Source organism: Affinibrenneria salicis (assembly GCF_008710095.1).
The window spans coordinates 161,946-181,829 of sequence record NZ_VYKJ01000012.1 but is presented as its reverse complement, the minus strand read 5'-3'; the positions used below and the strand labels follow the sequence as shown (position 1 = coordinate 181,829).

16 protein-coding genes are annotated in these 19,884 nt (G+C 58.5%); 5 read left to right on the top strand and 11 right to left on the bottom strand.

The window, feature by feature from the left end; genetic code table 11:
• The first annotated feature begins 134 nt into the window (after window positions 1-134).
• Both FJU30_RS20415 and yfbR read left to right on the top strand, forming a co-directional pair.
• Entirely contained in the window at window positions 135-1,349 is a 1,215-nt protein-coding gene (locus FJU30_RS20415; RefSeq protein ID WP_150436813.1) for a pyridoxal phosphate-dependent aminotransferase, read from the top strand.
• A gap of 160 nt (window positions 1,350-1,509) precedes the next feature.
• Window positions 1,510-2,109: a 5'-deoxynucleotidase gene (yfbR, locus tag FJU30_RS20410; RefSeq protein WP_150436812.1), complete on the top strand. Its 600-nt coding sequence runs from the start codon at window positions 1,510-1,512 to the stop codon at window positions 2,107-2,109.
• 31 nt (window positions 2,110-2,140) lie between these two features.
• Here yfbR and FJU30_RS20405 read toward each other — a convergent pair whose 3' ends face one another.
• From FJU30_RS20405 to yfbV, 4 genes are all read right to left on the bottom strand, one after another.
• Window positions 2,141-3,973: an SLC13 family permease gene (locus FJU30_RS20405; RefSeq protein WP_150436811.1), complete on the bottom strand. Its 1,833-nt coding sequence runs from the start codon at window positions 3,971-3,973 to the stop codon at window positions 2,141-2,143.
• A gap of 125 nt (window positions 3,974-4,098) precedes the next feature.
• Window positions 4,099-4,752, bottom strand: coding sequence for a sugar phosphatase (locus tag FJU30_RS20400; RefSeq protein ID WP_150436810.1), 654 nt, complete (start codon window positions 4,750-4,752; stop codon window positions 4,099-4,101).
• A 74-nt stretch (window positions 4,753-4,826) separates the two neighbouring features.
• Window positions 4,827-5,321: a YfbU family protein gene (locus FJU30_RS20395; protein ID WP_150436809.1), complete on the bottom strand. Its 495-nt coding sequence runs from the start codon at window positions 5,319-5,321 to the stop codon at window positions 4,827-4,829.
• A 570-nt stretch (window positions 5,322-5,891) separates the two neighbouring features.
• A complete protein-coding gene (yfbV, locus tag FJU30_RS20390; protein ID WP_150436808.1) occupies window positions 5,892-6,347 on the bottom strand; it encodes a terminus macrodomain insulation protein YfbV in 456 nt (151 codons plus the stop codon).
• A gap of 404 nt (window positions 6,348-6,751) precedes the next feature.
• On the opposite strand from yfbV, the gene ackA reads away from it, so the two are divergent.
• From ackA to FJU30_RS20375, 3 genes are all read left to right on the top strand, one after another.
• Window positions 6,752-7,954 carry an acetate kinase gene (ackA, locus tag FJU30_RS20385; RefSeq protein ID WP_150436807.1) on the top strand — a complete coding sequence of 401 codons (1,203 nt, stop codon included), beginning with the start codon at window positions 6,752-6,754 and terminating at the stop codon, window positions 7,952-7,954.
• A gap of 90 nt (window positions 7,955-8,044) precedes the next feature.
• Complete coding sequence (gene pta / locus FJU30_RS20380; protein ID WP_191091655.1) at window positions 8,045-10,168, top strand: phosphate acetyltransferase; 2,124 nt, start codon at window positions 8,045-8,047, stop codon at window positions 10,166-10,168.
• Between the two features lie 105 nt (window positions 10,169-10,273).
• Window positions 10,274-11,131 (top strand): DUF817 domain-containing protein, encoded by an 858-nt coding sequence (locus FJU30_RS20375; RefSeq protein ID WP_150436805.1) that lies wholly within the window; start codon window positions 10,274-10,276, stop codon window positions 11,129-11,131.
• Window positions 11,132-11,251: 120 nt separating this feature from the next.
• Here the strand turns inward: FJU30_RS20375 and FJU30_RS20370 are convergent, their stop codons facing one another.
• The 7 genes from FJU30_RS20370 to FJU30_RS20340 all read right to left on the bottom strand — a co-directional run bounded on the left by FJU30_RS20370 (window position 11,252) and on the right by FJU30_RS20340 (window position 19,864).
• A complete protein-coding gene (locus tag FJU30_RS20370; protein ID WP_150436804.1) occupies window positions 11,252-12,385 on the bottom strand; it encodes a Gfo/Idh/MocA family protein in 1,134 nt (377 codons plus the stop codon).
• A 40-nt stretch (window positions 12,386-12,425) separates the two neighbouring features.
• Complete coding sequence (locus FJU30_RS20365; protein WP_150436803.1) at window positions 12,426-13,451, bottom strand: ABC transporter permease; 1,026 nt, start codon at window positions 13,449-13,451, stop codon at window positions 12,426-12,428.
• 14 nt (window positions 13,452-13,465) lie between these two features.
• On the bottom strand, window positions 13,466-15,013 hold the full coding sequence (locus tag FJU30_RS20360; protein ID WP_150436802.1) for a sugar ABC transporter ATP-binding protein: 1,548 nt from the start codon (window positions 15,011-15,013) through the stop codon (window positions 13,466-13,468).
• A gap of 104 nt (window positions 15,014-15,117) precedes the next feature.
• Complete coding sequence (locus FJU30_RS20355) at window positions 15,118-16,059, bottom strand: substrate-binding domain-containing protein (RefSeq protein WP_150436801.1); 942 nt, start codon at window positions 16,057-16,059, stop codon at window positions 15,118-15,120.
• Window positions 16,060-16,649: 590 nt separating this feature from the next.
• On the bottom strand, window positions 16,650-17,612 hold the full coding sequence (locus FJU30_RS20350) for a transketolase family protein (protein WP_150436800.1): 963 nt from the start codon (window positions 17,610-17,612) through the stop codon (window positions 16,650-16,652).
• A complete protein-coding gene (locus tag FJU30_RS20345) occupies window positions 17,605-18,447 on the bottom strand; it encodes a transketolase (protein WP_395858633.1) in 843 nt (280 codons plus the stop codon). Before FJU30_RS20345 ends, FJU30_RS20350 begins: the two co-directional genes overlap by 8 nt.
• Before the next feature lie 19 nt (window positions 18,448-18,466).
• Window positions 18,467-19,864, bottom strand: coding sequence for a PTS ascorbate transporter subunit IIC (locus tag FJU30_RS20340; protein ID WP_150436798.1), 1,398 nt, complete (start codon window positions 19,862-19,864; stop codon window positions 18,467-18,469).
• Window positions 19,865-19,884: the final 20 nt, after the last annotated feature.

Here is a 19,884-nt window from a genome sequence, read left to right as displayed (position 1 = left end):
GGCGGCACGGGGCTTTTATTTGCGCCAAAAACCAGAATGATTCTTCAAAACCCCAGGCCGGAAGAGTACATTAGCCGGGTTATGCTATTCCGCATCCGGAGTATGCTGTCCCCGGCAAAAGGTTCGCTACATTTATGTCCCCAATTGAAAAATCCAATAAGCTGGAAAACGTCTGCTACGACATTCGTGGTCCGGTGCTAAAAGAAGCAAAACGTCTCGAAGAAGAAGGCAATAAGGTTCTCAAACTCAACATCGGCAATCCCGCGCCCTTTGGTTTTGATGCGCCGGATGAAATCCTGGTCGATGTGATCCGCAACTTACCCACCGCGCAGGGCTATTGCGATTCCAAAGGCCTCTACTCCGCGCGTAAAGCGATCGTCCAGCACTATCAGGCGCGCGATATGCGCGATATGAGCGTCGAGGATGTCTATATCGGCAACGGCGTATCCGAATTGATTGTGCAATCGATGCAGGCGCTGCTCAACAGCGGCGACGAAATGCTGGTGCCGGCTCCGGACTACCCGCTGTGGACCGCCGCCGTCTCGCTGTCTAACGGCAACGCCGTACACTATCTATGCGATGAGTCGTCGGACTGGTTCCCGGATCTGGACGACATCCGCAGCAAGATTACCCCGCGCACCCGCGGTATCGTCATCATTAACCCCAACAATCCGACCGGCGCCGTGTACAGCAAAGCGCTGCTGCTGGAGATCGTCGCCATCGCGCGCCAGCACGACCTGATTATTTTCGCCGACGAAATCTATGACAAGATCCTGTACGACGACGCGGAACACCATTCGATCGCCGCGCTGGCGCCGGATCTGCTGACCGTCACCTTCAATGGGCTGTCCAAAACCTATCGCGTGGCCGGTTTTCGCCAGGGCTGGATGGTGCTGAACGGTCCGAAGAAGCACGCCAAAGGTTATATCGAAGGGCTGGAAATGCTGGCGTCGATGCGGCTGTGCGCCAACGTGCCGATGCAGCATGCGATCCAGACTGCGCTCGGCGGCTATCAGAGCATTAGCGAATTTATTCAGCCGGGCGGCCGCCTGTACGAACAGCGCAATCGGGCCTGGGAGTTAATCAACGAAATTCCGGGCGTTTCCTGTACCAAACCGCGCGGCGCGCTCTATATGTTCCCGCGCATTGACGCCCGCCGCTTTAATATCCATGACGACCAGAAACTGGTGCTGGATCTGCTGCTGCAGGAAAAGGTTTTGCTGGTGCAGGGCTCGGCGTTCAACTGGCCGTATCCCGACCATGTGCGCATCGTTACGCTGCCGCGCGCCGACGAACTGGCGATGGCGATCGGCAAGCTGGGGCGCTTCCTCGAACACTACCATCAATAATGCCGTCGGTTAAGGGCCCGGCATAGCCGGGTCGTTTCTGAGCGCGGACTTACAGAACAGTATGCCGCCGGCTGGCGCCAGGCGCCCGGCCGGCTGATTTGCATAATCCCGCCCGAGTGCTCACAATAGATTCCCCTGTGCTGCCGTCTGAGAGATCGCCATGAATCAGAGTCACTTTTTTGCCCATCTGTCCCGTCTGAAACTCATCAACCGCTGGCCGCTGATGCGCAATGTCCGCACGGAAAATGTCTCCGAGCACAGCCTGCAGGTCGCCTTTGTCGCCCATGCGCTGGCGGTGATTAAAAACCGCAAATTCAACGGCAATCTGAACGCCGAGCGCATCGCGCTGCTGGCCATGTACCATGACGCCAGCGAAGTGATGACCGGCGATATGCCGACGCCGGTCAAGTATTACAACGAACAAATCGCGCATGAATATAAAAAGATCGAGAAAATAGCCCGGCAGAAGCTGATCGACATGCTGCCGCAGGAGCTGCAGCAGGATTACCTGCTGCTGCTGGACGAACGGTTCAGCAACGAAGAAGAACATGCGGTGGTAAAGCAGGCCGACGCGCTGTGCGCCTACCTCAAATGCCTGGAAGAACTCTCCGCCGGCAACAAGGAGTTCACCCTGGCGCGCGCGCGGCTGGAGAAAACCCTGCAGCAGCGCAGCAGCCCGGAGATGGACTACTTTATGACGGTGTTTATCCCCAGCTTCAGCCTGTCGCTGGACGAAATCAGCCAGGATACGCCGCTATAAACCGCCAGCCAGGCGCCGCGCCCGCGACGCCTCAGAATGGGTACAGCCACGGCACCACCACCACGCTGACCAGCATCACCAGAAAGGTAAAGGGCACGCCGACGATGACGAAATCGCCGAATTTGTAGCGGCCCGGCCCCAGCACCAGCGTGTTGACCGGCGATGACACCGGCGTCATAAACGCGGCCGACGCCGCAATAGCGATGATCAGCGCAAACGGGTATGGCGACACGGCCATTTGTTTCGCGGCGGCGATAGCGATCGGCGCCATTAACACCGCCGTGGCGGTGTTGGAGATAAACAGACCGATAGCCGCGCACAGCACGAACAGGCAGACCAGCATGACGCGCGGCCCGGCGTCGCCGGCTACGTCCATCAGCCCGCTGACGATCAGCGCCACCCCGCCCGTTTTTTGCAACGCCAGCGCGAACGGCATCATCCCGACGATCAGAATCAGGCTGGGCCAGTGAATGGCGCGATAGGCGCTTTCCATATCGATACAGCGGAATTTTCCCATCAACAGGCAGGCGATGATCGCCGCCATCGCGTTGGGCACTTCATCCGTCAGCATCATGGCGACCATCAGCGCCAGGCAGAATAGCGCATGCGGCGCCTGACTGATCGCCGGCGCCACATCGTCCACCTCGGCGGGCAGATTGAGCAGGATAAAATCATTTTTCTGCATGTGCAGCTGCCGAATCATACGCCAGTCGCCGATGACCAGCAAAATATCGCCCAGCAGCAGCGGTTCATCCGCCAGCTTGCCGTCCATCGCCTCGCCGTTGCGGCGGATGCCAACCACGCTCAGCCCGTAACGGCTGCGGAACCCTACCTCATACAGCGTCCTGCCCAACAGTTCGGAGTCCGGGATCAGCGACACTTCGGCCATGCCGACATCGCGCGCCTGCTCAGAGAAATATTCGCCGCGCAGCACCATCGGCTCCAGCCGCTGCACGCTGCAAAACTCGCGCAGGTCGACATCCGAGGCGGACATATCGATCAACAGCACGTCATTCTGCCGCAGTTCAGTATTGCCTGCCACGCCGATCATCACGCGGCGAAACTTGCGCCAGCGCTCGATGCCGACGACATTGGCGCCGTAGCGTTTACGCAGGCGTAAATCGTCCAGCCGCTGGCCAATCAGCGGCGAACCGGCCAGTATCGCCAGCCGGCGCGCCCGGCCGGTCAGCCGGTAATCGCGAATCAGGTCGCGAAATGTTCGCCGCCGCCAGGCGCCCTTATCGTCATCCTCACTGCTGTTGCCAAGCCAGTAGCGCGCGACCAGCATATAGCCGACGCCCAGCAGCAGCACAACCAGGCCGACGGGCGTCACGCTGAAAAAACTCAGTCCCGGCAACCCTTCGCGCATCAACTCGCTGCTGACCACCATATTGGGCGGCGTGGCCACCAGCGTCATCATCCCGCTGATCAGCCCGGCGAAGCTGAGCGGCATCATTAGCTTGCCCGGCGATATTTTCATGCGCGCGCAGACGCTCAGCACCACCGGGATAAAGATCGCCACCACGCCGGTAGAGCTCATAAACGCGCCCAGCGCGGTGACCGTCACCATCAGGTAAACCAGCATCCGGGTTTCATTGCTGCCCGCCACGCGCACCAGCCAGTCGCCGACCTGGTACGCGACGCCGGTGCGCACCAGACCTTCGCCAATCACGAACAGCGCCGCAATCAGGATCACGTTGGGATCGCTGAACCCCATCAGCGCCTCGGGCAGCGTCAGCGTGCCGCTCAGGACAAAGGCCACAATGACCAATAGCGCCACCACGTCCATACGCAGCTTATTGGTGGCAAATAAGACAATGGCGATCAGCAGCAGGGCCAATACCCAGAGAAGTTCGCTGTTCAAAACGTTTCCCCTGATAGCAAGGTGAATCGGGTGAGTACATGGCGGCAAGGATGCCATAAAAAAACCCCGCTGACGCGGGGCTGAATCATATTTAGTTAGGCTTTTATCAAATAGTTAGACCAAATTCAGTTCAGGGCGATAGTCGCGCCCCGCTCGCTTGTCCCGACGCGGATTTGGCTCAGCGACTGAAGAACCAGATCGACCTGCGCCAGCTCCGGCGTATCCGCCGGCGCATTAACCGCAATCACCTGGCAGCCGGCCGCCAGACCGGAACGAATTCCCGCCGGCGCGTCCTCCACCACCACGCACTCCGCCGGCTGCAGGCCCAGGCTGCGCGCGCCGAGCAGGTAGGCGTCCGGAAACGGTTTGCCCTTCACCACCTGCTCGGCGGTAATAAACACCGCGGGCTGAGGCAACTGCCCCGCGCGATGGCGCGCATGGGCGATCGGCACCGTCCCCGATGTCACGATCGCCCACGGAATAGACAGTTGATCCAGCCGCTGCAGCAGCGCCATCACGCCCGGCAGCGCCACCACGCCGCGCGTATCTTGCGCTTCGGTCTTTTCCAGCTCGACGAATTCCCGCTGAATGGTCTCCTCACTCTCGCCCTGCATAAAGTGTCGCAGCGAGGTAATGGCCTGTTTACCGTGGATAAACGCCAGCACTTCCTTTGGATCGATATCGCGCCGATGCGCCCAGTTAACCCACGCCCGCTCAACCGCCGGCAACGAGTCAACCAACGTTCCATCCAGATCAAACAAAAAACCTTTACACTCCACAAGACACTCCTTCAATTGGTGATTATCCCGTCGCGCCTCCGGCTGGCGCCGCGCCTGGAAAGACGACGGGAAGATCAGGCGTTGATAATCTGCGCAATTTCCACCGCGCTCAGATGATATTGACGCGGGCAGAGCTGCCAGGCCGCCAGCATACGCCCATATTTTTCCCACATTTTGGTCTGCGCGTTGAAACCGTGCGTGCCGGCGTCAAATTGCGTATAGCGCCCTTCTATATGAACCATGAAACGGACAAAGCCCAGATAGCGCGCCTCGGTGGCGGCGTCGAAGCCAAGAAACACCAGACGACGCTGGTCAATATCCGGCTTGTCTTTCAGATTATCCCAGGATACCTGCAGCGCGTGGTACATCTCCATAATATTGATGATGTCGCGGCACACCTCTTCGCTCAGTTCGCCGAACTCGTGATCCAGCTCGCGCATCTGCAGGCCATAGCCGCGTTCCACAATGGTCTGCAGCCGCCGGTATCGTTCCGCATTATCCGGATCGAGCATCGTCATCATTTTATACTGGTTTGAAAGGATCAATCTCTGGGCATTGGTCATTTCCATGGTGCTCTCCTGAACCTCATATCGGCATGCGCCGCGTTATTCACGTTATCGACATAGGGGTTTTGCCGCATCGCGCACGCCAACAGGGAGTGAGACCGATGCCAGCCATTGCATTGCCTTAGCGCGGCGGGAAACGCCGTTTCCCGCCGCGCCGTCCGGCCTCTTTCGGGCGGCAGATACTCCGGCCGCCCGAAAGAGGCCAGACGGAATACTCGTTATACTTCAGGTTGCAGGTGCATCGGCTGCGCTCAATTATTCGTCCCGTCCCTGGGCCTACCCGTGCGGGGCGCGGCCAACGGCGTTCAACTCCGCTCCCGACGGATTTGTCGCCCGAATCACGTATACCTGTGTAAGCACACCAGGATTAATGACAAACACCTTGCCCCACAGAGGCCAGCCGCTGGCTGGACAAAGTTGTCCCCGTCGGACTTGCCCCTCGCTTGTCGCGTTACGGGACGCATTCATGCGCCTCGCCCATACCGGGTCGACACGTGGCGTTGTGCAAAACGGGAACATTTTGTCCCACAGCCAGAATTAGTTAGAGCATGTGACAATAAAGCATAAAAATGCTTACAAATCATCCAGAAACGTTTTATCCAGCTGTTTAAAGGCGCGCCGCAGCACGTCGGCCAGCGACTGGTAGGTCGGCGCTTCTTCCAGCGGCGCCAGCGCCTGTCCGGCTTCCAGCAGCTTATGGCGGATATCATGGAACCATTGTAATAAAGAAGGGGGAAGCGGGGTGACGGCGCGGCGCCCCAGCCACCACAGGCCCTGCATCGGCAGGCTGCAGGCAAATAGCGCGGTGGCGATGGCCGGGCCCAGGTGGCCGCCCAGCGCGATCTGCCAGGTAAGCGTAAAAATGGCCAGCGGCGGCATAATGCGCACGCCAAACTGCGTGGCCTTCGCCACCCGGTTTTCCGGGAAGACCGGCGCCAGGCGTTTGTCTGACGGCCAGGTTTTCATATAGCGCTGACCGTGCTGGAATAAACGGAACCAGCTAACCGACCCGGTAGGTTTTGTCGCCATGGCTGACCTCAACTTCTTATGTAAAAAATAAAATTCCCGTATAAACCAACAACTAATTTTTATAATGTTAAAAAATATTTTGTATTTAATCTGGGCTATCGGTATCCTAGTCCGGCCTTTTGGCCGCAGGGTAATCATGCCGTTAAGGCGCTGAAATCTCCCTCTGCCGCCAGCCGAGCAAACATGAAAACACACATACTTCACCAGGGTAATGACCTATCGTTATCGTAACGTGTGTTTCGTCTATAAGTTACGTAATATTAGCCGGGAAATCTGGCACTTTTTCGTCGTTATGTCTGGTCATATGCGCCAGACCATGACGTTAATCATAAATGTCAGCAGATGTCTGCGCTATGCTGGATTTGCCGACATTTTTTAACCCTGTATAACAAGTAGGTACTTCCATGTCGAGTAAGTTAGTACTGGTTCTTAACTGTGGCAGCTCATCCCTCAAGTTTGCCATCATTGACGCGACCAACGGCGAAGAACACCTGTCTGGTCTGGCCGAGTGTTTTCACCTTCCTGAAGCGCGCATCAAGTGGAAGATCGATGGCGGCAAACAGGAGTCCGCACTCGGCGCCGGTGCCGCCCACAGCGAAGCACTCAACTTCATCGTTAACACCATTCTGGCGCAGAAGCCTGAACTTTCTGCTCAACTGGTCGCTATCGGCCACCGTATCGTTCACGGCGGTGAGAAATTTACCCAGTCAGCCGTAATCAACGACGATGTCCTGCAGGGTATCAAAGATTCCGTTCCTTTTGCACCTCTGCATAACCCGGCGCACCTGATCGGTATCGCCGAAGCGATGAAATCCTTCCCGACGCTGAAAGACAAGAACGTGGCCGTATTCGATACCGCGTTCCATCAGACCATGACGGAAGAAGCCTACCTTTATGCGCTGCCGTACAATCTGTATAAAGACCACCACATCCGTCGCTACGGCGCCCACGGCACCAGCCACTTCTATGTGACTCAGCAGGCGGCCAAAGCGCTGAACAAGCCGGTTGACGAACTGAACATCATTACCTGCCATCTGGGCAACGGCGGTTCCGTAACGGCCGTGCGCAATGGGAAATGCGTCGATACCTCTATGGGTCTGACCCCGCTGGAAGGTCTGGTTATGGGAACGCGCAGCGGCGACATCGATCCGGCGATCGTATTCCATCTGCATGATTCTCTGGGCATGAGCGTAGATCAGATCAACAAACTGCTGACCAAAGAGTCCGGTCTGCAGGGTCTGACCGAAGTCACCAGCGACTTCCGCTACGTGGAAGAAAACTACACCACCAAAGACGACGCCAGCCGGGCGATGAAAGTCTTTTGTCATCGACTGGCCAAATACATCGGCGCATACAGCGCGCTGATGGAAGGCCGTCTGGACGCGATTATCTTCACCGGCGGCATTGGTGAAAACGCGGCCAATATGCGTGAACTGACGCTGAATAGTCTGGGTCTGCTGGGCTTTGCCGCCGATCATGAACGCAACCTGGCCGCCCGCTTTGGCAACGGCGGCAATATCGCCAAAGACGGCAGCCGCCCGGCGCTGGTGATCCCAACCAACGAAGAATTGGTTATCGCCCAAGACGCCCTCCGTCTGACCGCGTAAAATAATCCCCGACACCGTCAGCCCAGGCTGACGGTGTCGTTTTTGACTAACGAGCAACCGTAAAGAGGTTTAGCCGTGTCCCGTACAATCATGTTGATCCCCACTGGCACCAGCGTTGGTCTGACGAGCGTCAGCCTGGGTGTCATTCGCGCCATGGAACAAAAAGGCGTTCGCCTGAGCGTATTCAAACCGATCGCTCAGCCGCGCTCCGGCAGCAACGCTCCCGATCAAACCACCACCATCATCCGCGCCAACTCTGCCATCACCGCCGCAGAGCCGCTGGATATAAACCACGTGGAAAACCTGCTGGGTTCGAATCAGCAGGATGTACTGATGGAAGAGATCATCGCTCGCTACCATGAAAACACCCAGGACGCCGAAGTGGTTCTGGTGGAAGGTCTGGTGCCGACGCGCAAACATCAGTTCGCCAACGCGCTGAACTATGAAATCGCCAAGACGCTGAACGCGGAAATCGTCTTTGTTCTGGCGCTGGGCAATGATTCGCCGGATCAATTGAAAGAACGTATCGAGCTGGCGCGTTCCAGCTTCGGCGGCAGCAAAAACAAAAACATCACCGGCGTCATCATCAATAAACTCAACGCGCCGGTTGACGAACAGGGCCGCACCCGTCCGGATCTGTCGGAAATCTTTGACGATTCCAGCAAAGCCAACATCGCCAATATCGATCCGAAACTGCTGTTTGCCAACAGCCCGCTGCCGGTGCTGGGCTGCGTGCCGTGGAGCTTCGATCTGATCGCGACCCGCGCGATCGATATGGCGAAGCACCTGGACGCCCGCATCATCAACGAAGGCGACCTGCGCACCCGTCGGGTTAAATCCGTGACGTTCTGCGCGCGCAGCATTCCGCATATGCTGGAACATTTCCGTCCCGGCTCTCTGCTGGTGACTTCCGCCGACCGTCCCGACGTTCTGGTCGCCGCCTGCCTGGCCGCGATGAACGGCGTGGAAATCGGCGCCCTGCTGCTGACCGGCGGCTACGAAATGGATCCGCGCATCGGCAAACTGTGCGAACGCGCATTCCAGACCGGCCTGCCGGTATTCATGGTGAACACCAACACCTGGCAGACGTCGCTCAGCCTGCAGAGCTTCAATCTCGAAGTGCCGGCCGATGACAGCGAACGTGTGGAAAAAGTGCAGGAATACGTGGCGCGCCACATCGACAGCCAGTGGATCGATTCGCTGAGCGCGGCGTCTGAACGTTCGCGTCGCCTGTCGCCGCCGGCCTTCCGCTATCAGCTGACCGAACTGGCGCGCAAAGCCGGTAAACGCATCGTTCTGCCGGAAGGCGACGAACCGCGTACCGTCAAAGCGGCCTCTATCTGCGCCGAACGCGGCATCGCGCACTGCGTGCTGCTGGGTAATCCGGATGAAATTCAGCGCGTGGCCGCCGTACAGGGCGTTGAGCTGGGTAAAGGCATCGAAATCATCGATCCAATCGCCGTGCGCGAACGTTATGTTCCGCGTCTGGTTGAACTGCGCAAAAACAAAGGCATGACCGAAGTCGTTGCGCGTGAACAGCTGGAAGACAACGTGGTGTTGGGCACCCTGATGCTGGAACAGGGCGAAGTCGACGGTCTGGTGTCCGGCGCGGTTCACACCACCGCCAACACCATCCGTCCGCCGCTGCAGTTAATCAAAACCGCGCCGGGCAGCTCGCTGGTTTCTTCCGTCTTCTTTATGCTGCTGCCTGAACAGGTACTGGTATACGGCGACTGCGCCATTAACCCGGACCCGACGGCGGAACAGCTGGCTGAAATCGCCATCCAGTCCGCCGACTCGGCCAGCGCTTTCGGCATCGACCCGCGCGTCGCCATGATCTCTTACTCTACCGGTAACTCCGGCGCAGGCAGCGATGTGGAAAAAGTGCGCGAGGCTACCCGCCTGGCGCAGGAAAAACGTCCGGATCTGATCATCGACGGTCCGCTGCAGTACGACGCCGCCATCATGGCCGATGTGGCGAAGTCTAAAGCGCCGAATTCGCCGGTTGCCGGCCAGGCGACCGTGTTCATCTTCCCGGATCTGAACACCGGCAACACCACTTACAAAGCCGTACAGCGTTCCGCCGATCTGATCTCCATCGGACCGATGCTGCAGGGTATGCGTAAGCCGGTTAACGATCTGTCGCGCGGTGCGCTGGTCGATGACATCGTGTACACCGTTGCATTGACGGCGATTCAGGCGACCCAGCTCTAAGGCCGCTGTTTCTCCGACCAATATGGTCACCCGTCGCGCCAGCCTGAAACAGGCTGGCGTTTTTTATCGCGCTGACCGCCGTCACGACACATTTATGGATACCCAATGAAGTTACTGCAAGCACTGGATCAGCATTTTCTGCAGCAATATCAAACGAAAACACATCATTCTCTGCAGGGCTGGCGTCGATTTTGCGTCGAGTTTTTTTATTTTGGCGTTAAAGAAGCCAGGGCCTGTATTTTTGTCGGCCTGTTTTTTCTTGCCGTGTTTACCGTGCCCAAAGCCGGCTGGCTGTCGATTCCTCGCTATGATTTGCTGTTGGTCATCGCCCTGCTGATTCAGGCGTGGATGATCTTCAGCAAGCTGGAAACGCTGGATGAGCTAAAGGCCGTCACCCTGTTTCACCTCGTCGGGTTCGCGCTGGAAGTGTTCAAAACCTCTTCCGGCATTCGCTCCTGGACCTACCCCGATTTCGCCTGGACTAAGGTCTTTGGCGTTCCGCTTTTTGCCGGCTTTATGTACGCCTCTATCGGCAGCTACATCATCCAGTGCTGGCGTCTGTTCGATTTAAAAATACGCCATCACCCGCCCTACTGGCTGGCCGCGTTAATCGCTACGCTGGTGTACGTTAACTTCTTCACTCACCACTACATCGGCGACTATCGCTGGTATATCGCCGCCGCCGCGCTGGGGCTTTATGCCCGCGCCACCGTCATCTTTACCCCTTACGACAGGGAGCGGAAGATGCCGTTGCTGTTGGCCTTTATCCTGATCGGTTTCTTTATCTGGCTGGCCGAAAACATCAGCACTTTTTTCAGCATCTGGAAATACCCGAATCAGATGGGCGCGTGGTCGATCGTACACGTCGGGAAGTGGAGTTCATGGGCGCTGCTGGTCATCATGACCTTTACCATCGTCACCTGGCTGAAGAATATGAAAAAAAGTATTCATATTCCCGAATGACGCCGTACCGCGCAGAGCGTGACGGCGGCGGCCAGACGGAAACGCTGGCCGTCGACGGAAAGAACACGGTTAAGGCGGCCAGCGGCCGGCAAAGCGCGGCGCTCACGCCGCGCCCACCGGTTAGCCGATCTCGATAACGTCGACCCAGCGCCCGTCCTGATGCGACAGCGCAACGGCATCCAGCACGCGAGACACCTTCCATCCTTCTTCAAAGTCCGGCCACAGCGGCGCATCGCCAGCGATGCCGTCGATCAGGTCGCGCGCCTCGACGGTCTTCTGGTCGTTAAAGCCGATGCCGTGGCCGGCGCCCTGACAAAACGGCGCATAATCGGGATGCAAAGGACCGGTCAATATAGTGCGAAAACCCTGGCGATTAGCGGGATCGTCCTGGCGAAACAGTTTCAGTTCTGCCATTCTCTCCTGCGTGAAGCTCAGCGCGCCCCGGGTGCCCGTCACCAACCAGCTCAAGCCCATTTTTCGCCCGCAGGCGATGCGCGAGGTTTCGATCAGGCCGCGGGCTCCGCCGGCGAAGCGCAGCATGGCGTGCGCCTGATCTTCGTTTTCCACCGCCGCCATGTGCGCCGATCCGGCGCTTTTCGGTCGCTGCCCGATCACAGTCTGCAGATCGCCGCAAACGCTGGCGATGTCGCCCACCAGATAGTGCGCCATATTGACAATATGCGCGGCCAGATCGCCCAGCGCGCCCAGCCCGGCCGTCTCTTTAAAACAATGCCAGTGGATCGGCGCCAGCGGATCCGCCATGTAGTCTTCATTATGGGTGCCGTAGAAGTGGACCACGTCGCCAATCTCGCCGCCGGAGATAATCTCCTTTGCCAGCTTCGCCGTCGGATTCTTCATATAGTTAAAACCGACCAGCGTTTTCACGCCCGCCTGACGGGCGGCGTCCACCATTTCCCGCGCGTCGGCGGCGTTGAGCGCCAGCGGCTTCTCGGCGTACACATGCTTACCGTGGCGAATCGCCGCCAGCGCCATCTCCTTATGCAGGAAATTAGGGGAGCAGATATCCACCACATCGATCTCCGGGTCGGCGACCAGCTCGCGCCAGTCGCCGGTCGAGCGCTGAAAGCCCAGCGTTTGCGCCTGCTGTGCGGCATATTCCGCCGTCGTTTCCGCCAGCATCGCTTTAACCAACTGTCCGCGCAGCGTGAACACCACAGGCGCCTGCGCATAAGCGATGGCATGGGCGCGGCCGATATAGCCGGAGCCAATCAATCCAATACGAACCTTTTTCATATTCCCTCGCCTCTCTGCTGATATCACCTGAACCGCCCCGTCAGATGGCGCCGCGCCGGCTCTTCGCATAGGTATCAAAAGCCACGGCCAGCACGATAATCAGCCCGGTGATAATCTGCTGGTAGTAGGCCGAAACATTCATCAGCACCAGCCCGTTGATCAGAATCCCCATAATGATCGACCCGATAATGGTTCCGCTGATCCGGCCATAGCCCCCCATCAGCGAGGTCCCGCCGATTACCACCGAGGCGATCACGCGCAGTTCGAACGTGATGCCGGCCACCGCCTCGGCGCTGCCGAGCCGCGCACTTAGCACAAAACCGGCCAGCCCGGCCAGAAAGCCGATCGCCACATACACGCTGACCAGCACCCGATTAACGTTGACGCCGGCCAGTCGGGCCGCCTCCGGGTTGCCGCCGATGGCATAGACGAAGCGCCCCCAGCGGGTTTTATGCAGCGCCAGGTAGCCAGCGATCGCCACCAGGGCAAAAATCCAGATGGGAATAGAGATGCCGAGCAGCTCGCCTCTCCCCCACCAGCGATAGCCGGGATCGAAACCGGCGATCGGCGCGCCGTCGTTAATCACCAGCGTCAGCCCGCGCCAGATAGTCATGCCGCCGAGCGTAACGATAAACGGCGGCAGGCGCAGGCGCGTCACCCCCAGCCCGTGCAGCAGGCCGATAACCGTCCCCATCGCCAGACAGATGGCGAGGCCGGGCAGCCAGCTCATGCCGTTCCAGGCCTCCGCGTCCACCGTGGTAAAGTTATCGCCTTTAATCACGCTGGCCGCCATCATGGCGCAGACGGCCAGAATCGAACCGACCGACAGATCGATGCCGGCGGTAAGGATGACGAACGTCATGCCGACCGCCATGATGCCGTAGATGGATACCTCGGTCAGAATGTTGACGATATTCCGTTCGCTCAGGAAATTGCTGTTCTGCAGTTGAAAGAAGATCAGCAGCAGGATCATGAAAAAAAACACGCCGAATCGTTCAAAAAAGGCAATGGGGTCAAAACGACCGTGGACCTTCGCCTGGGTCTGCGTCTTAGAAAGCGGCTGCATATCAGTAGCCTCCGTTATGCTGCATGTGGTGCGTCATGGCAGATGGCCATCATGGTCATCAGCCTCTCTTCGGTCGCGTCATCGCCGTGTATTTCACCGGTCACCCGCCCTTCGCTCAGGGTGATAATGCGATCGGCAATGGCCATGACCTCCGGTAAATCGGAGGAAATCACCACCACGGCCACGCCCCGGCTGGCCATATCAAACAGGACCTGGTGAACCTCGGATTTAGTGCCGACATCAATGCCGCGCGTCGGCTCGTCCACGATCAGCACTTTGGGCTCCATCGCCATACAGCGCGCCAGGATTATCTTCTGCTGGTTGCCGCCGGACAGTTTTCGCACCGCCTGCTCGCTGTTGACCATTTTGATCTGCAGCGCCTGACGATAATGTTCGATCAGCCGATCTTCCTTGCTCTTGCTGGTAAACCAGCGCCAGCGCAGCAGCCCGGAAAGGCTGGAAAGCGTGATGTTTTCGCGAATGGACAGGCCCAGCACCGCGCCCTCTTTCTTACGGTCTTCCGGCACCAGCGCGATGCCCTGCGCCAGCGCATGCTGCGGGTTGAGCGGCACATAAGGCTGGCCGTCGAGCAGAAACTCCCCGCAGGCGAAGCGATCCGCGCCAAACAGGCAGCGCGCCACCTCGGTGCGCCCCGCCCCGACCAGACCGGCGAGACCCAACACTTCCCCCTGATGCACCTCGAAGCTGATGTTCTGCAGGGCGATGCCGTGCGGATCCAGCGGCGGCTTTTCCCGGCTCAGCCCGCGCACCGCCAGGCGAACGGGCTTGTCGCGGTGCCGGGTTTGCGCGGCGGGCCGGCGATCGAACACCACATCGCGACCGACCATCATGCGGATAATTTCCGCTACGTGCATCTCGGCCACATTACCCGAGCCGGTATAGCGCCCGTCCTGCAGGACGGTGAAGCGATCGCAAAGCTGAAATACCTCGTGCAGCCGGTGCGTCACATAGATCACGCTGACGCCGCGCGCTTTCAGTTCCCGCACCACGCGGTGCAGACTCTCCACTTCGCTGTCGCTCAGCGCGGCGGAAGGTTCGTCCATGATGATCAACCGGGCGTTAAGCGTCAGCGCGCGGGCAATCTCCACCATCTGCTGTTGCGCCACGCTCAGGCGCGCGATCTGCGTGGTCGGTTCTATCGTCAATTTCAGATACGACAGTACGCTGCCCGCCTCCTGGTTGACCGCCGCCTCATCGACCAACAGATTGCGATAGCGCGGCTCGCGGCCCAGAAACATGTTTTCCGCCACCGTCATGTTAGGCAGCAGATTAAACTCCTGATAAATGGTGATAATGCCCATATTCTGTCGCTCGACCGGCGAATCCAACGGCGACAGCGAACGACCGTCGAACCGGATCTCTCCGCTGGTCTGCGGCTGCGCGCCCGACAGCGCTTTCAACAGCGTGGACTTACCGGCGCCGTTCTCGCCCAGCAGCGCGTGAATCTCGCCCGGCCGTACGCTGAGCTGCACTTTATTCAGCGCCCAGACGCCGGAGAAACTTTTGGCCAGATCGGTAATATTTAATAAAGGTTCGGTCATCGACTACCTCCTGCCGTGACAGCCGTCGGCGGCACGGCGTGCCGGCCCGGACGGCCGCCTGATTCATTCCGCCCTGCCCGGCAGGGCGACGTTGGCCAGGGCCGTTACTTGCCGGCCTCGGCGATCCGTTCCGCCTCCTGCAGATTGCTTTGGGTAATCATGGTGGGGGGATAGTCCACGCCGTTAATCGGCGTTTTATTACGAAGATTTTCCGTCAGTTGGGTCAGCGCGGTAGTAACGGCGTAGCCCGGCCGCTGATCGGCGGTGGCCGCCATCCAGCCGTCACGCACGCGCGCCAGCGCCTCCGGCACCGCATCGAAGCCGGTCACCATCACTTCCCCGGCCTTCAGCCCCTGTCCCTGCAATGCTTCGATCGCGCCCAGCGCCATGTCGTCATTGGCGGACAGAATCACCTGCGGCTGCTTCGCCAGCGAGGGCAATACGCTCTCCACGATGCGCATCCCTTCGGAGCGCATCCAGTTACCTGTTTGATCGGCCACGATGCGGTACTTGTCGCCGCCGGCCTTCAGGCTGTCGCGAATGCCTTTGGTACGTTCGATATTGGACGAAGATCCGGGCTGGCCGGTAAGCAAAACGATATCCGCGCCGTCGGGAAATCGGGCCTTAACAAAGTCGCCGATCGCTTCCCCGCCCTTATAGTTATTGGCGCCGAAGTGCGGCACTTTTTTCTCGGTGACGACCGAGCGGTCCAGCGTGACCACCGGCAGACTGGCTTCCTGAATCTCCGTCACCGCGCTGGATACCGCATTGATATCATTTGGCGAAACGATAAAGCCCTGGGTGCCGCGGGTAATGGCGTTTTCCAGATCCGCCACCTGTTTGGGAGAACTGCCCTGGCCGTCAAGCACCTGCAGGTTAATACCCAGATCTTTCGCCGCTTTTACCGCGGTGCGCTGCATGTGTACCTCAAAGGGCATGGCAAGGTTGGGCGTGCTGAATACAACCTGCTCATTGCTGGCGTGGGCCAGGCTGGCGGAGAGGCTGAGAGCCAGCCACGTCGCGCTGACGTTAACTATTCTTTTCATTGTCGTCTCTCTGTAATCGTTATGGGTAGGGTTAACAAACAATGACAAAATGCGTTTTGATCGCCGTAGCGCGCGAGCGCCCCGACAATAGCGGGGCGGCGCGGACGGCAACGGCGTCCAGCGGCCATCATGCCCGGGGATGCGCATCGCGCCCCACCGTAACCGGCATGACGCCTCATTAGCCGCCGCGCTGTTCAAAAAACAAGCCAAGCAAAACATTTTTTTCAATTAGTGGAAAAATAAAAATTATATTTTTGCGTAGCAGATAACATTTCCATTTCCCGATGTATATTTTTTGCAACCAGACTCACAAATTATTAACATCACCCGGAGACATGGCGTTTGAGAGGAAAGATGACGCGTGGGGGAAAAGAAAAACCGGCGGTAAAATAGAATTAATATTTCCCTTTGAAGAAAACTGAAATTAAGAGAACAAAAATGAGATAACGGCGAACGGCCGGCAATCCGATAGTCGTGGCTGGCGAGCCAGCGCCGGGCGCGGACAAAAAAACGCGCCCGGCGGCGTAGCGCCGCCCGGGAGCGCAGTAATCACAACGATGGTCCAAAAAATGGCGGCGGACGCCGTCCGATCAGCCGCCGTCCGCCAGCTCGCGCGCCGCCTGCACGATATGCTGCGCGGTCAGTCCGTACTCCTGCTGCAAAAACGCCTGGGTGCCCACCTGGCCGTAGCGTTCTTTAACCCCGACCCGCCGCATCGGCACCGGGCAGGTCTCGACCAGAACCTCCGCTACCGCCGATCCCAGCCCGTTGTGAATACTGTGGTTTTCACAGGTCACAATCCGGCCGGTTTTGCGCGCATAGCGCTGAATGATCTCGCGGTCTATCGGCTTGAGAGTAAACATATCGATCACCGCCGCGCTGATGCCCTGCCGCGCCAGCATATCGGCGGCGGCCATTGCTTCCGCCACCATAATACCGTTGGCAATCAGCGTCACCTGCGTGCCGTCGCGCAGCAGATTGCCCTTGCCGATCGTGAAGCGAGAGCCGTCCTGATAAATACGCGTCGCCTGTTTACGAATGGTCCTGACCCAGTAAAATCCCTGCAGATCCATCAACTGATGCAGGATATCGTTGAACATGGTGGCGTCGGTAACCTCCAGCACCACCGAATGCGCCAGGCCGCGCACGATGCCCATGTCTTCGAACGACATATGCGTCCCGCCGTTATGGCAGGCGCTGACGCCGGCGTCGGAGGCGATCACCCGCACGTTGTTGCGCTGGTAGTCCAGCGACATAAACAGCTGGTCGAAACAGCGCCGGCTGGCGAAAGCGGTAAAGGTGTGCACGAACGGAATGCGTCCGGTCAGCGACAGACCGGCCGATACGCCGATCACATTGGCCTCCATGATGCCGCAGTTGATCACGTGTTGCGGGTAATCCCTGTGCACGCCGTCCATCGCCATCGAACTCATCAGGTCCGCTTCCAGCGCGATAATCGGCTGCGCCTGCTCGATCTGTTCTCGCACCATGTTGGCGTACACTTTGCGCATTTCAATGCTGTCTTTTTCCAGACGGGTAACGACGTTAAACATGCGTGGCCTCCAGTTCTGTAATGGCCTGTTCAATTTCCCGCTGAATCTCGGGCGTCAGACGCAGATGATGTGAATTGCTCAGATTTTCCAGATAGCGCACGCCCTGCCCTTTGATACTGTCCAGAATAACCACCAGCGGACGCTCATCGCCCTGGCGCTGCGGCGCCACCTGCCGCCGCAGCGTCTCGATGTCGTCCCCTCTGATGGTCTGTACGTCAAAACCGAAGGCGCGGAATTTACCGGCCAGATCGAACGGTTTAATCACTTCGTCCAGACGGCCGTCCAGTTGCTGTTTGTTGTAATCAATAAACAGCGTCAGGTTATGCAGGTTGTGATGGGCGATGAACTGAAACGCTTCCCAGCACTGCCCTTCATTCAGTTCGCCGTCGCCGAGCAGGGTGAACACCCGGTTGGGGCGGTCGGCCAGTTTATGCGACAGCGCCATGCCGGCGGCGATGGAGACGCCCTGCCCCAGCGAACCGGTGGTGGCGTCCACGCCCGGCGTGAGCAGCCGGTCCGGGTGGCTGGGCAGCGTGGTGCCGTCCTGATTAAGCGTAGCCAGCCGCGCCAGCGGGAAATAGCCTTTGAGCGCCAGCGTGCTGTACAACGCCGGCCCGGCGTGCCCCTTCGACAGGACGAAGTAATCGCGCGCCGACCAGTCTGGATGCGCCGGGTCAATCCGCATGATATCGCCATACAGCACGGCCAGCGCCTCCACCACCGACATACAGCCGCCGTAGTGACCGAAGCCCAGCCGGGTGAGCGCTTTCAGCGTCTCCAGCCGGATCTGTCGGGCAAACTCACGTAATTCACGAATATCCGTTGTGGTTTTCATCATAGCCAGCACTCCTCGTTTATTTATCGGCCCGATCGGCGGCCGGCGTCGCTTTCGGTTTCGGTTTCGGTTTCGGTTTCGCCAGCAGGTTATGCGCCACCAGCGCGGCGAAGATGGCGACAATCACGATCATGATCGCCTCTTTGCTCAGGAACTGCGCCATATTGCCCAGCGCGATGCCGATAACGCCGAAGTCCGCATCGGAGAAGGTGGTATTGGCAAAGCCCAACGCGCCCAATACCGGCAGCAACAGGACGGGCAGGAAGGTGATCAGCAAACCGTTGGCAAAGGCGCCAAGCATCGCCCCGCGCCGACCGCCGGTCGCATTGCCGAACACGCCGGCCGTCGACCCGGTGAAGAAGTGCGGCACCACGCCGGGCAGAATCAGCACCATCTTCAGTTGCCCGAGCAGGAACAGACCAACCAGACCGCCAAGGAAGCTGAACAGGAAGCCAATCAGCACCGCATTGGGCGCATAGGGGTAGACCACGGGACAGTCCAGCGCCGGATGCGCGTTCGGCACCAGTTTTTCCGAAAAGCCGGTAAACGCCGGGACGATCTCGGCCAGAATCAGCCGCACGCCCTGCAGGATGATAAAGACGCCGGCGGCGAAGGTAATGGCCTGAATAATCGAGTAGACGAGGTAGTTCTGACCGGCGCTCAGCTGGCCTTCGACATACTCACGGCCGGCACAGATAGCCAGAATCAGATAGATAACGGCCATCGTCATTGAAATGGAGATGGAGCTGTCGCGCAAAAAGCTGAGATTCTTCGGCAGATTCATCTCTTCCGTCGAACGCGACCCCTTGCCCACCCATTCGCCGATCCAGCCGGCGAGAATATAGCCCAGCGTGCCGAAGTGGCCGAAGGCGATATCGTCATTACCGGTGATGCGCCGCATATGGCGCTGGGCGATGGCCGGGAAAAACGCCATCACCAGGCCGAGCGTCAGCGAGCCGGTAAACACCAGCAGGATGCCATCAAAGCCGGCGACCGATAAAATAATGCTGATCATGCAGGCCATATAGAAGGTATGATGTCCGGTCAGAAAAATATATTTCAACCGGGTAAAACGCGCCACGATGATATTGGCCACCATGCCAAAGGCCATAATTAACGCCGTGGATGCGCCATATTTTTCCAGCGCGATAGAGACGATCGCCTCATTATTAGGAATAATACCCTGAATACTAAACGCCTGTTCAAACATGCCGCCCAGCGGATTTAACGAGCCCACCAGAACCGTTGCCCCGCCGGCCAGAACCAGAAAGCCGAGAATCGTCTTTACGGTTCCTTTCACCACGTCGGAAAAAGATTTTTTCTGCGCCAGCAGGCCAATCAATGCAATAAGCCCGACTAATACTGAGGGCACCTTTAATATATCAACAACAAATTTAAGCGTTTCCTGGATAATCATATCCGCCTCGCTATTTTGTC

Bases quoted from the DNA above. Each gene is read 5' to 3' on its own strand.
- FJU30_RS20415 (WP_150436813.1), top strand. From the start codon at position 135: ATGTCCCCAATTGAAAAATCCAATAAGCTGGAAAACGTCTGCTACGAC.
- yfbR (WP_150436812.1), top strand. From the start codon at position 1,510: ATGAATCAGAGTCACTTTTTTGCCCATCTGTCCCGTCTGAAACTCATC.
- FJU30_RS20395 (WP_150436809.1), bottom strand. From the start codon at position 5,321: ATGGAAATGACCAATGCCCAGAGATTGATCCTTTCAAACCAGTATAAA.
- yfbV (WP_150436808.1), bottom strand. From the start codon at position 6,347: ATGGCGACAAAACCTACCGGGTCGGTTAGCTGGTTCCGTTTATTCCAG.
- ackA (WP_150436807.1), top strand. From the start codon at position 6,752: ATGTCGAGTAAGTTAGTACTGGTTCTTAACTGTGGCAGCTCATCCCTC.
- pta (WP_191091655.1), top strand. From the start codon at position 8,045: ATGTTGATCCCCACTGGCACCAGCGTTGGTCTGACGAGCGTCAGCCTG.
- FJU30_RS20375 (WP_150436805.1), top strand. From the start codon at position 10,274: ATGAAGTTACTGCAAGCACTGGATCAGCATTTTCTGCAGCAATATCAA.
- FJU30_RS20370 (WP_150436804.1), bottom strand. From the start codon at position 12,385: ATGAAAAAGGTTCGTATTGGATTGATTGGCTCCGGCTATATCGGCCGC.
- FJU30_RS20365 (WP_150436803.1), bottom strand. From the start codon at position 13,451: ATGCAGCCGCTTTCTAAGACGCAGACCCAGGCGAAGGTCCACGGTCGT.
- FJU30_RS20360 (WP_150436802.1), bottom strand. From the start codon at position 15,013: ATGACCGAACCTTTATTAAATATTACCGATCTGGCCAAAAGTTTCTCC.
- FJU30_RS20355 (WP_150436801.1), bottom strand. From the start codon at position 16,059: ATGAAAAGAATAGTTAACGTCAGCGCGACGTGGCTGGCTCTCAGCCTC.
- FJU30_RS20350 (WP_150436800.1), bottom strand. From the start codon at position 17,612: ATGTTTAACGTCGTTACCCGTCTGGAAAAAGACAGCATTGAAATGCGC.
- FJU30_RS20345 (WP_395858633.1), bottom strand. From the start codon at position 18,447: ATGAAAACCACAACGGATATTCGTGAATTACGTGAGTTTGCCCGACAG.
- FJU30_RS20340 (WP_150436798.1), bottom strand. From the start codon at position 19,864: ATGATTATCCAGGAAACGCTTAAATTTGTTGTTGATATATTAAAGGTG.